We start from the raw sequence: 12,931 nt of genomic DNA, 5'->3' as shown, positions 1-12,931 counted from the left end.
TGATTGCAATCAAGCGCGTGGTGCAGGCTTGCGGTCGCGCCGCGCGACCTGTCGACGTTTCTGGCGACGCCGGGCCTCGTCCAGCAAGGAATTCCCCCGCACGGGGGCTGTGTTGGAACGGGCGTCGAGGAACGCTGCGAGCGCATTGGGTGTAGGGTGCACGAAGATGTCGATCAGGCCGACGGTTTCAAATCCGTTGGCAACAAGGCGCGCGTGAACCTTCGTCGCTGCGATCGAGGTGCCGCCGGCATCGAAGAAATTGAGGTCTGGATGGAAGGGCCGGTCGCTGCCGAGCACATCCTGCCAGACCTCGATGATGATGCCGACCAACTGGCCGGCATTGTCCGTCCGCGCGGCCGGCCGGTTGACCACGGCAATGGGGAAAACATGTCCGGGAGCTAGTTCATCGAGAACAGCAAGGCAAGCGCTGCGAGCCGTTTCGCTCTCGACGGAGATTTCCTCGATACCGCTTGCCGGAGCGAAGGCGAAATCCGCCCAGGCCGCGGACCCACTGTCTATTCCGAGCGTCGTAACGGCCGAGATCTCGGTCGAAGCGAGGGCGATGGCGATGCCCGCCGCTCCCTGAAGAGGTGAAAGCGCATGTAGCCCTTGTCGGCGCAAGTAGCTGCTGAACCCCTGGGGTTGTTCTTCGGTGAGCCACGGCGCGCTAACGAGGCAAACCTGCCGCACGTTTAGGTATGCTTGTGTCAAACGGGTAGCCATACCTGTAAGTGCTGCCTCCCCCGCCAAACGCGCCAGGTGGTCGTGCGTACCGATGTAGGCAAAGGCCGATGAAAACGTGACCAGTGTACCGCCGCCATGGGAGTCGAGGCTTCGGGTGAGATTGGCGGTACCATCGATGCGCGCGCCGAGGAATGCTTCGATCGTCGCTTCATCGATCGAAGCGATCGGAGAGCGACCGGTTTCGCCGGCAAAATGGAGAACGAACGCGGGTGATTGCCCGAATTTCTCCTGCGCAAACTCGAAGGCTCGCACCACCGCGGCGGGATCGCGAATGTCTGCTTGGACATAGGCAATACGACCGTCGGCGTGCTCGGACACCTCGGCGAGGTCCCGGGCAATCTGAGCGGACGCGCGGCGCCCGGCGAGGAGCACGCGGCAACCACCAACAACGGCAAGGCGGCGCGCCAGATGCCGTCCGATGCGCCCGAGACCGCCGGTGATGAGAACCACGTCACCGGCTGAGAGAGATGAAAAGTGTTTGGCATCGCCACGGCCGATCGGTGGCCCGAGACGCAGAGCGCGCCAGCTGTCCTGCCTGAAGGCCAAGGCTCTCGCAGGAAGTCGCGCCCTTATCCAGGGGACGATGACCGCCGCTCGGCTTTCGGTGTCGATATCCACGAGACGGGTCGTCAGGCCCGGGCTCTCGGCATGAAGGGCGCTGATGGCGCCAAAAACGACGTCGCCTGCCGGCAGACGGGTCGCACGATCGTCGACGAGGGTCATGCCCTGACGGGTTACGACAATCAGTTCTGCTCGCGAGACGCCTTGCCGTACTAACTCGACGCAGAGCGTGGCGACACCGGCGACGGCAGCATGGAGTGCGGCGGCATCGTCCGGTCGGATCGCCAGAGGGCGAGCGTCGATAATGGTAAGATCATCTCGAGTCGTGGGAAGCTCGAGGTTCTCCGCCTGTGTCTCGATCACCTGCGCACCGTCTTTGCAAAGCAGGGCTGCGACTTCGCCTAGCTCGTCGCCGAGAAGAACGAAAGAGCGTTGCGAGAGCCGGAATTCGCCACCCGTCGGGAGTATCGACTCCCAATACGGCTGCCGCACATCGGCCAAGACATGCCTTTCGCCTTGCAGCAGAACGTCGTTGGCTCGCACTTCGGCCGCGAAATCCCCCCTCTCGAAACGCTTTCGAAGCAGACTGCGCTGAAGCTTGCCTATTCCGGTCTTCGGAATGTCGGCGCGTGCGACAAGCAGGACATGGGCGGGTCTGACGCCGCAGAACCCCGAGACCGTTCCGGCAATCTGCCTGATCAGTTCGGCTCGTTCTTCGTCCGCCAAATCCTCATCCACCGGTACCGCGAAGACGATCAGTTCTTCGCGCTCGCTGAGAACATTGCGCGTAGCAACGGCGACGATGTGGTTCGGCAGAACGCCCTCCAGCCGTTCGATTTGCCCTTCGATTTCGACCTGCGGAATGTTCTGACCGTTGACGATCAGCATTTCCTTCTCGCGCCCGCATATGATGGTGCGCCCATCATGCATCTCGGCAAGGTCGCCTGTCGTCATCCAACCGTCTTCGGTGTGGCAAAGCTCCTGGTTTTTCGAATAGCCCGAAAACACCGAAACCCCGCGTGCCTGAAGGCGTCCCGTCATCGTCTCCGGTAGCGTGTTTCCCGCCGCATCGACGATCCGGAACGCGTTGCCGCCAAGCGGTCTTCCGTTGTCCAGGATACCGCCCTTCACCGCGTGGCTTTCACCATCGTCCCAAGGGGCGGAAAGCGTCATGAAGGACGTCGTCTCCGACATGCCCCAGGCGGTCCGAAAAATGTTGTCAGAGACGCCGTGGCATTCAAGCGCGTGCTTGAGTTTGACGAATGTTTCCCGGCGAACGCTCTCTCCGCCCGATATCAGCGCTTTCAGCCGCGTGAGATCGGTCGGTTCGTTTGCGGCGGCGGCCCCGGCAAGCAATTGCCAGAGAAAGTCCGGTGCCCAGGAGTGCGTGATGCGCTCGCGCGCGAGCCATTCAACCAGCAGCGATGGTTCCGCAAGTACAGGGTCGAGCGGAGCAACGACCAGATCGGCGCCGGACCAGATTGCTGCCCCGCAAAAACCGACGAGCGAACCGGCATGGTCGAGTGCCATGATGCTCAAAAGAGCGTCGCCTGACGCGAGGTGGAGACTCTTCCGCAGGTTCAGAGGCGTGGAGACTAGGTTGGCGGCGCTGAGCGGAACGCCCTTCGGCAGGCCGGTGCTGCCGGACGTAAAGGTGATCATCGCCGCCTGCGCGGCCGGCCACTGATAAGCCGGGGAAGCGAAGGCATGGCCTTCAGCTGCCACCGGCAAATGCGGAGAGGGGAGATCGGCGCCGAACAGGACGGCGCGGATACCATCATGGTCGGGCAAGTCGGCCAGAACCGCCGGCGCGTCGAGAAGGCTGAACATATGGCGAAAACGCCTGGCTATAGGGTCCTCCTCGGACCATTGGCGCGGCGGTCGAAGCGGGATCGCGGTCACGCCAGCATGCAGGCATGCCCAGAAGGCGACAACAAAGTCTTCGGCGTCACGGAGGCAAAGGATCAAGCTTTGTCCCGGCCCGAAGCCTTCCGCGCGCAATGCCGCGGAGCGTTGCACGACCCTGTCTCGAAACTGGCTGTAGGCAATGTGTTTTGTGCCGGTCGTTGAAAGAAAACGAATACCTCCTTTCGTCCGCCCTGCCCTTTCGAGGACGTCAACGATTGCGATCGTTTCCTCCGTGGGGGGTACAGCATCACCGTCAATATAGGAGGCCGGCCGGTCGATCACGTCCGTTCCAACCGCAAGACGGTCAAGCGTCACCGCCTCGTACAACTCCCCGAGCAATGGACTAGGGGTGGTGACGTCGTCGATGTGACGCAGCGCAGGAGCGGTTCTTATCCGCCTCAGGGTGGGAAGTGCTTGGCAATGACCCGTAAGAGCCCCGACGATACGAGTGGAAATGGGAGCGATCGCCTCAAGCGACCGGGTGTCGACACTCCCGCATGGCGTACGCGGGATGGCGTTGACAAGGATGACGTCCAGCTTGTCGAGGGCTCCGCCCAATTGCTTGGCCAGGCGTTCGACCAATTCGGGGCTTCCGCCGGTATCACGCGCTACGACAAAGAGCCGGTCGCCCAGCAGCGCCGCGTCGACAACATTGTATACACTTTTTGCGAGCGCTTCGATCTCGCCGAGCGAAGAGGAAAAATCAAGTTTCGTCACATCGCCTTCGCAGAAATCGGATTGGATGATTACGCGGTTCATGAACGCTCCTCACGCCACAGACGTCATCAATCTGTGATCAATTTATACGAGCATTGTCAGCGATCGCGTCGGCGGAATTTTTAGGTCGCCGGCGGATTGTTTTTTTGGAAAGCGCAATACAATCAATGGGTAAGTTGCGCGATTTCCAACTTGCAGACGATTCCTATAGAAAACATGATTCGAAGAGTCAAGAATAAACGTTTCGCCGTTTGCTACTTTTGAGGGCTTCTAAAGTGTGACTTTTTGCACCGCAAAAAAGTTCAGCCGTTACCGCGAAATATTTGTTGACTCTTATAGTCATGTTTCTTAATTCACCGTTTGATTAAACGTCGACGGAGAGTTTTCTATGCTACAGGTTGTAAGGGCAAAGATGCATGGCATTCGGGTAACCGGATCCGATCTCGACTATCACGGCTCAATCACCTTGGACCCCGATCAATGCGAACAGGCGGGGATCCGACCTCTGGAATTCGTCGATCTCTTCAACAAGAGCAACGGCGCGCGTTGGTACACCTACGTGATTTATGGCGATCCGGGGTCGCGTTGCTGCGTCCTCAATGGACCGTCTGCCCGCAATTGCCAGAAGGGCGACTCTCTGATCATTTGCGCCTCGACCTACATTCCGGAACAGCAGCTTTACGACATCCGGCCCAAGGTCCTTACCTTCGGCCCTTCAAACGAAGTCGAGGAAGTTCTGCACTACGAAGTCAACCAGACGCCGGAGCGCGCATTCGATTTCCGTATGGTGATCGAGCCGCCGACCCGCGCAAACGTCCGCAAGATCGGATCCGTGGACGTGGACGCATTCACGACGGATCTGAGGCAGCGCGGGCTTGATGACCACGCTGTCGCGGACGTCGTTTCGCGTCATCTGAAATCGGTCCTTTGAAAAAAATTCTGAAGGCACGCGGCTCGGTTCGCCTGGCCGCGTGTTTTCCTGCGGCCAGTGGCAAGAGGGTGGTATCGCTCCATGGCAGTTAATGATCTGGCCGACGAAAGAGCGGCTGCAGCGGCGCGGAGCGTGACCGCGGTCACCGTTGTCTCCGTTTTTGGAATTCTCTATGCGGCGCAAGGCTTCACCGCCAGCCTCGCACAATTCGTGCTGCCGTCGATTCTGCGCGACAAGGGCGTCCCGCTTGCCCAGATCGGCCTGACATATCTGTTGTTCTCGCCGCTCGTGCTGAAACCGTTCTGGGCGCCGGCGATGGATCGGTGGTCAATGGGCCTGGCGACCAGACGCCTGGCCGTCATCCACCTTTGCCAAGTTTCACTCGTGCTGATTTTCCTTTGTGCGGCACTGCTCAATCCGGAAAACCTCTCTCAAGCCTTCAATCCCGCGTGGATGGCGGCCGCGCTGCTTATAGTCATGGTCGTCATCGCGTCCCAGGATATCTCGACGGATGCGCTCGCCATCGAGGCGGTTCCGACCAACCGCCGCGGGGTTGCAGGAAGCACACAGGTCGCCGGAACCTATTTGGGCTACGTTCTAGGGTCCAGCGCCTGGTTGCCACTCTACGTGGCGTTCGGTTGGTCCGTCGCCATGGGTGTTTTGGCCTTCATTTTGGCGGTCCTGACCGCCGTGGTGAAGGTCACTTCGGGCTCCCTTTCTGCTCCAGCGTTTCGAGTGGAAAACCATCCCGCGCCAAGCTTGCTCGGCGCGCTCCGGCGTCCGCAACTGGTTACAGGAATAGGGTTCCTCGTCCTCTACCAGCTCGGCGGACGCTTGGCGGCGTCCTTGCTGGGCCCCTTCATGATTGACGCAGGTCTGTCGCTGGCAACGGTTTCATGGGTCGTCGGCATCGGAACCGTGATCGCCGGGATTTGCGGTGCTGTGATCGGCCCGATCTTCATTCGCGGGCTCGGCGTATCCCGTTTCCTCTGCCTGTTCGCGCTGCTTCATGCCGCTTGCGTCGTCGGGCTCTGGGGCGTTGCCATCGGCAAGCCGTCATGTGCCGTCGAAGCGATCATCGTTCTCGTCATACTGGAAAGCGCGCTGTTCGCGCTCGCCTATGTCGGCCTGTTCGTCAAGATGATGGGGTGGTGCGCGGCACATCAGGCGGGCACGGATTTTTCGTTGCTGCAGAGCGTCGACTCCGCCCTTGCAATCGGCGCGGGCCTTGGCGCGAGCCTGGTTGCAGGTGTCATTGGCTATTCGCTCGTCTTCCTGCTTTCTGCATTCCTGCTTGTCGCCGCCGCCATCGTTGCCTTTGCCGCCGGACGGCCGGCGGCTGCAACCCCGCATCATATCTCCTAGCAATTTCAGTACGATGGTCGAAAGGGACTAGATCGTGTCAAAGGACTACCGCATGCATCTCCTGAATGCCTCAGTCTGCTCGGTACTCGTGAGCCTAATGGCCACAAATGCGATCGCACAGGAGGGGAAGCAGGCGAGACTACCAGCGCCGAAACCATTGTCCGAAGAGAAACCGAATACGGCCAACGGAGATACCACGGTTCTCGAAGGCATCGTCGTTACGGCGCGCAAGCACGAAGAAGACATTGCTCGTGTGCCGCTGAGCATCACCGTGCTGACAGCGGACGACCTGCGTAACACGGTTGCCGATGCGCCTGGTTCGATCACGCGGTCGGCGCCGAACTTCTACTTTGCCGACATCGGCGACCCGACGCAGGCCTCCTACACCATGCGCGGTATGGGCGCTCTCATCCGTCCGCTGAACTCGACCGACACGACGGTAACCTTCAATTATGACGGCGCACCGACAACCCTGCTCGGCGCCGGAATGCAGCCGCTCGATGTGCAGACGATCGAGGTCGTTCGTGGGCCACAGAGCTCGCTCTATGGACGCAGCACGCTCGGTGGCGTGGTAAACGTCGTGACCAACGAGGCCGACGGTACGCCCGAGGTGTTGGCCCGGGCTGAGGTCGGCAGCGATGGCTATCGTTTCGTCGATCTCGTTGCTGGCGGGACCTTGATACCCGATCAACTCTACGCCCGTGGCGCGGTGCGCTATAGCAATTTCGACGGCGACATTCCGAACGGCATCATCGGTGGCAAGGACGGTAACCGCGACCTGTCGGCCGCGCACGGCACGCTGAAATGGGAAGGCTCCGAAGGCACAACAGTGACCTTCAGCGGCTTCTATGAAAATGGGATGGTCAACCTGCCGCAGTTCATTTTGCGTGGACATCCCAAATATCCTATCAGCGGTACGGACATTCACCAGGAAGCCAGCCGCAACATTCTCGGCGGCACTCTCACCGTCGAGCATGAATTCGAGTTCGGGCGGCTGACATCGGTCACAGGCGGGCAGCGCATCAATACTGTGAACATCGTCGACACGACGGACTCCTATCTCTATTCGGCACTCTTCGGGCTGCCCCCGTCGTTCTTCGCCAATCCGGCCACCGACCATGCCCGCTTGGCGCAGCGCGAGCGGATCTTCAGCCAGGAGGTGCGTCTGAGTTCCTACGAGGACAGCGAGATTCAGTGGGTGGGCGGCGTGAGCTACTTCCGCTCCGGCTACAATCAGCTTCGCAACATCGTCGGAAGCTTCTCGCCCTATGCGAACGGCACGTTCGACGCATCGCTCGACAGTCAGACTTATGGCGCTTTCGGCGAGGTGACTGTGCCGCTGGCGGACCGTCTCAAACTGACGACCGGGCTTCGTTTTGCCCGCGATGAACAGGACTACAAGGGACGGTACGTCTCCAACGGGTTTCCGGGCACGGTCCCATTCTTCAACCAGGACGGAAAGACTGGCGAGACCTACGCGACTGGGCGCGCGTCACTTAGTTACGAGTGGACGGACGAGTTGATGACCTATGTCAGCATCGGTAGGGGGCATTCCTCCGGTGGCTTTGACGTGTTCATGACGAACGCGGCCGTTGGTCTGCCGGAAACGCCGTTCGACCCCGCGACCTCTTGGGCCTATGAGGCGGGTGCAAAGCTATCTTTCCTCGACGATCGGGCGAGCCTTTACGGCAGTGTCTTCTTCAACGACGTCAAGAACGGCCCCACCTACAACTACAGTGTCGCGACCCAGAGCTTCACCATCCTGCCCTATGACTACGAGACCAAGGGTTTCGAACTCGAAGGGCGGTTTGCCGCCAACGACTGGCTCTCTCTGCGCGGCGGCGTCGGTTATACGCATGCCGAGCTCAAGAACGTGCCGGCGGGCGACCCAGCAGGCGTGCGAAGCGGTAACAAGGTTCCCAACGCACCGGAGTGGACCGCCAATGCGGCGCTTGACGTCAACCATCCCGTCGAGAACGGCTTCATCAATGGTGAGGTGTTCGGAACCGCGGAGTACCAGTTCGTTGGCCGACGCGCGGCCGACCCGGTCAACAATACCTTCCTGAAAAACTACGGTCTGGTGAACTTATCGACCGGCTTTCGTAAGGACAATCTCGAGGTCTATGCTTTTGCCCGCAACGTCTTTGACAACCGATACGAAGCCTTCGGTTCCTTCCTCTCACCATCCGCGATCGGGCTTGTGGTTGGCCAAGGGCGCACCGTCGGCGTCGGCATGACCGCGAAGTTCTGACAGCCTGAAGACGGCGACGTCACGCGCGCCGCCATCACTTTTTTTCGGAAGCAGGGTGCGCGGCTCCGGCAGGCCTTGTTTCCATGCGGAGGTGACATGACATTTGCTTGGGCCAGACCGATCGCTGCACACGCCAAATCACGGGCGTGGCTGCTTGCTCTTTCATGCGCTCTGGCGATCGTGGCTTCCGCCTTGACGATCCTGCCTTACCTCGTCGCTTATCGGCTGATTGCCCTGGCGTTGGCAGCCGACATGTCTCAAATGGCCTACGATCTGCCCTGGCTTGCCGCGACTGCCGTTGCCGCGATCGTGCTGAAACATCTCTGCCTTGTCGCCTCCACTCTCGTTGCGCATGCGGCCTCCTTCGGCGTGCTGCACGAGCTTCGGTTGGCAATCGCGCGCAAATGCGTCCGCCTGCCGCTGGACTTTTTTTCGCGCAACGCGACCGGCCGGTTGAAGAGTGTCATGCGCGATGATGTCGATAGGCTTGAAGACGCGCTCGCTCATGCTATTTCCGATATTGCCTGCGGCATTGCGACACCGATCCTGATGCTGGCTTTTCTCGCCTTCTTCGATTGGCGGCTAACTTTGGTCCTCGCTCTGCTTTTGCCGCTGCAGATCGCGGTGTACATGCTGACGATGCGCAGCAAACGTGCATTGATCGGCGAATACGGGCGCAAGATCGTCGCCTTCAACGCACTTGCGATCGAGTTCGTTCGTGGCATGAAGACGCTCAAATCCTTTGGCGCAGACGAAGCGGTCTCGGCGCGGCTGATGGAGATTATCAGTGATCTTGCCGACATCAATCGGCGCGCTGAGCTTGCCAGTCTGAAGCCCTGGGTGGTCTTTCTCGTCGGGTTGCGCGCGGCCCTAATGCTGATCGTGCCCGTGGGCGGCGCTCTTTATCTCGCCGGTCAACTCGATGTCATCACGTTCGCACTCTTCGTGCTGATCGCTCTCGTCTTCACCCAGCCGCTACTCAACCTCGTTTACACGGCGGGCTCCTTCTTCTGGAAGGTATCGCTCGCCGGAAGGAACATCACCTGGCTGATGGAAGCCGACGAACTGGCGGCGGCGGACGGCAGCACGCTTCCAGAGGATGATGCCATCGTCTTACGCAACGTGAGCCTCTCCAATGGCGGGGTTGGCGTTCTGCGCAACATCAACCTGCGGGTCGAGCCCGGAACCATGACGGCGCTGATCGGGCCCTCCGGTTCCGGCAAGAGCTCGCTGGCTCGCCTCATCGCCCGGTTTATGGATCCGCAGAGTGGCGTCGTCAGCATCGGCGGTGTCGACGTCAGGACGATGCCCGAGGCCGATCTGCTCGGCCGCATCGGCATCATGTTCCAGGATACCTTCCTGTTTAACGACACGATCTTTGAGAACATTCTCATAGGCAGACCCGACGCTTCAGTTGACGAAGTACGGGTGGCCGCCCGGCGCGCCCAGGTTCTGGAATTTGCCGACCGGATGCCAGAAGGCCTCGACACGCGCGTTGGCGATAACGGCGGAAATCTCTCGGGTGGGCAGCGTCAGCGGATCGCGATCGCCCGGCTTATCCTCAAGGATGCGCCCATCATGCTCCTGGACGAGGCGACCGCGTCGCTGGATCCCGATTGTGAAGCGCAGGTCCAGGAGGCACTGAGCGAATTGTCGCGCGACCGGACCTTGATTGTCATCGCCCATCGGCTACACACCATTCGCCACGCGGATCAGATCGTTTTCATGCAGGGGGGAAAGATCACCGCGGCCGGGACACATTCCGATCTGCTCGCCAATCTCGAATACGCCCGGTTCTGGGAGGCGCACGAGGGCCCTGGTCACGCACCGCTGGCCGTCGGAGATGTCGCCCTGCCGTTGACCGACGGTCGCGAAACAGGCTCCGATCGCGTGCACAGCCGAGAAATCGGCTCCCTGGCCAAGGAACCCCAGGAAGGCGCCGCGCGCTTCGCACAAGGCTGGCGCGACTGGTTGCAGCTCAGCGGTAAGTCGAGCCGCCTCATCTTCAGCAGGGCGGTTCCGCTCTTGTCGCTGGAAGTGCTTGCGGTATCGGCCCCCGTTGCGATTTCGATTGGCGTGTTGCTGGCGGCAGCGCAGGCGAGACTGACGGCATCGGCTCTTGTCGCGGCCACTGCGGCGCTTTTTGCCTGCTATCTTCTAGCCGGGCTTTTCAGCTTAACGGCGCAGCGCTGCCTGTTCGGGATTCAACGGGATGCGGTTTCCAATCTGCAGCGGGCGATCGTGGCAAAGCTAGCAGCACTGCCGATCGGGTATTTTCAGTCGCGGGGAGCAGCGATGCTCAACACGCTGTTTTCTGCACACCTCTTTCAGCTGGATTTCGTGACGCCACCTGGGCAGATGGTCCGCGCCGCTTTCGTGCCGTTGTTGTCAGGCATCGTTCTGATTGTCCTCGATTGGCGGCTTGGCCTGGCGCTCTTTGCAGGCGTCCCGATCTTTCTTCTGGTCCTTGCTGTCAGCAGCGAGATCTACGGCAAGGCGTGGAACAGACTGGTCGCCTCGCGCGAGGAAGCCAATGCGCGTAGCATTGAGTTCCTCCTTGGGCTTCCGGTCATCCGCGCCTATCGCCTCCTCGATGGCAAGCTTTCCAGGTTCAGCGAGGCGTTGGCGCGCGAGAAGGCGGCAAGTTGGGCCGCAACGCGGTCGCTTGCGCTTTCGGCAGCTGCTGCACCCGCCGTCCTTGAACTCGGATTTGTCGGCGTCATCATTGCAGGCGCCAGCCTGTTCGTCGGCCGCCAGATCGACCTCGACATCTTCGTGTTGTTTACCGTCGTCGGGTTGGTATTCTACCGGCCGATGTTCGAGGCGCTTGATCTGATGAGCTATGGGCGGGCCGTGGCGCGCTCGGGCCGCGAGGTACGAGGCATTCTATCGATGGCGACGATGCGAGAGGGAATGGGCTCCTCGCTCCGCGGACAGACGCATGACCTCCAATTCGAGGAGGTCGGCTTCCGCTATGAGGGTGGTGCCGGGCTGAGGAGCATTTCGTTCTCCGCCAGCAAGGGAACGACCACCGCCCTCATCGGCGCATCGGGCGCCGGCAAGAGCACCGTTCTGGCGCTGGCAACGCGGTTCTGGGATGCAGCCGATGGCGCCGTGCGTCTAAGTGGAACCGACATTCGCGACCTTGGCCTTCGGGAGGTGCACCGCTCCTTCTCCGTCGTTTTTCAGGAGACATTTCTAATAAGCGGTTCAATTACCACCAACATCAGGCTTGGTGCTCCCGAGGCAACCACCGAGGACGTCGAGAGGGCGGCGCGCGCAGCCTTTGCGCACGAGTTTATTGAGGCGCTCCCCGACGGATACGGGACCATGGTTGGAGATGGAGGGGTACCGCTCTCAGGAGGCGAGCGCCAACGCATTGGAATAGCCCGGGCGATCCTGAATGACGCCCCCATTTTGCTTCTGGACGAGCCGACAGCATCAGTCGATCCAGAGGCCGAGCAGAAGATCCGCAGGGCCCTGAAAACGGCATCGGTCGGCAAGACCGCGCTCATCGCCACCCACAACATGGACATCGCGGCGCAAGCCGATCAGATCATAGTGCTTGCCAATGGTGTAATCATTGAACGAGGCACCGACCAAGAACTCCTGCAGGCCAACGCCGCGTATGCGGCGCTGCGTCGGTTATACCAGAAATCAAGAAGCTGGACTCTTCGCTCAAGTGAAGACGAAACATCCGAAGTCGAAAAAGCAGATCGGCAGGGTCAGGCATGACCGCTCTGCCAGTAGTTCGGGTCTGGTCTCTGGACCTAAGAGATCCGACGTGGACACGGCTCGACCGGAATGTCTGGCTTGACGAAACGGAACGCGATCGTTGTGCGCGGTTTTTACATTTCGAGGACGCACGCAATTACGAGGCGTCCCACAAATCAATGCGCTGGCTCATCTCCAAGGAACTTGGCTGTCGGCCGACAGACGTTGCCTACAACTACAACCGATGGGGAAAGCCAAATCTTCTTGGCGGCCCGGAGTTTTCGCTCTCGCACAGTTCGCATAGAGCTCTTTTTGCTATTGGAGAGTACCCGGTCGGAATCGATCTTGAAGTCTGTTACCGAGCAACGAGTGAAGAGTGGTTTACATCGATCTGGTCTCGGGCAGAGAAGCGACGGTTAGCGGGACTAACGATGTCGAACATGCACTTGTTGGCGCTCTGGACGCGCAAGGAAGCGGTCGTGAAGGCGCTGGGCAAAGGTCTCTCTCAAGTCCTTTCGGATGTGGTTGTCCCGATTCAAGCTAGACTAGATCCCCAAGGACAGTGGAGCCTAGTTCACGCGGAGAACCACGTATTCGCTTTTCATTGTCACGATATTGGCTGTGGGCATGGCGAGTACATGGCGTGCGTCGCGGCGCCCGTCAGGACCCAAATCGAGATGCAATGCCTGTAAACAGACGGAGCGGGCGTCGTGGTGGCTATGTTTCTGTACAGCCCTCCC

General features: G+C 60.3%; 6 protein-coding genes. 5 read left to right on the top strand and 1 reads right to left on the bottom strand.

All coding sequences use genetic code 11. The features are described from left to right. Window positions 1–9: 9 nt before the first annotated feature. Window positions 10–3,972: an SDR family NAD(P)-dependent oxidoreductase gene (locus tag BLU15_RS24650; protein WP_090298838.1), complete on the bottom strand. Its 3,963-nt coding sequence runs from the start codon at window positions 3,970–3,972 to the stop codon at window positions 10–12. 346 nt (window positions 3,973–4,318) lie between these two features. Between BLU15_RS24650 and BLU15_RS24645 the strand changes: the two genes are divergently transcribed. From BLU15_RS24645 to BLU15_RS40900, 5 genes are all read left to right on the top strand, one after another. Further along, complete coding sequence (locus BLU15_RS24645; protein WP_090298815.1) at window positions 4,319–4,861, top strand: aspartate 1-decarboxylase; 543 nt, start codon at window positions 4,319–4,321, stop codon at window positions 4,859–4,861. Window positions 4,862–4,942: 81 nt separating this feature from the next. Beyond that, window positions 4,943–6,226 carry an MFS transporter gene (locus BLU15_RS24640; protein ID WP_090298813.1) on the top strand — a complete coding sequence of 428 codons (1,284 nt, stop codon included), beginning with the start codon at window positions 4,943–4,945 and terminating at the stop codon, window positions 6,224–6,226. 34 nt (window positions 6,227–6,260) lie between these two features. After that, window positions 6,261–8,477 carry a TonB-dependent receptor gene (locus BLU15_RS24635; RefSeq protein WP_143034249.1) on the top strand — a complete coding sequence of 739 codons (2,217 nt, stop codon included), beginning with the start codon at window positions 6,261–6,263 and terminating at the stop codon, window positions 8,475–8,477. A 96-nt stretch (window positions 8,478–8,573) separates the two neighbouring features. Beyond that, window positions 8,574–12,212, top strand: a complete 3,639-nt coding sequence (locus BLU15_RS24630) for an ABC transporter ATP-binding protein (RefSeq protein WP_090298809.1) — start codon at window positions 8,574–8,576, stop codon at window positions 12,210–12,212. Next, a complete protein-coding gene (locus tag BLU15_RS40900; RefSeq protein WP_090298807.1) occupies window positions 12,209–12,883 on the top strand; it encodes a 4'-phosphopantetheinyl transferase family protein in 675 nt (224 codons plus the stop codon). The genes BLU15_RS24630 and BLU15_RS40900 overlap by 4 nt, the downstream gene beginning before the upstream one ends. Window positions 12,884–12,931 lie beyond the last annotated feature (48 nt).

Source organism: Ensifer sp. YR511, assembly GCF_900103045.1.
GTDB classification, from domain to species: domain Bacteria; phylum Pseudomonadota; class Alphaproteobacteria; order Rhizobiales; family Rhizobiaceae; genus Ensifer; species Ensifer adhaerens.
This window is presented reverse-complemented; position numbering and strand designations above follow the sequence as displayed.

Excerpts from the sequence above, each read along its gene's own strand:
- BLU15_RS24650 (WP_090298838.1), bottom strand. The coding sequence starts at position 3,972 with ATGAACCGCGTAATCATCCAATCCGATTTCTGCGAAGGCGATGTGACG.
- BLU15_RS24645 (WP_090298815.1), top strand. The coding sequence starts at position 4,319 with ATGCTACAGGTTGTAAGGGCAAAGATGCATGGCATTCGGGTAACCGGA.
- BLU15_RS24640 (WP_090298813.1), top strand. The coding sequence starts at position 4,943 with ATGGCAGTTAATGATCTGGCCGACGAAAGAGCGGCTGCAGCGGCGCGG.
- BLU15_RS24630 (WP_090298809.1), top strand. The coding sequence starts at position 8,574 with ATGACATTTGCTTGGGCCAGACCGATCGCTGCACACGCCAAATCACGG.
- BLU15_RS40900 (WP_090298807.1), top strand. The coding sequence starts at position 12,209 with ATGACCGCTCTGCCAGTAGTTCGGGTCTGGTCTCTGGACCTAAGAGAT.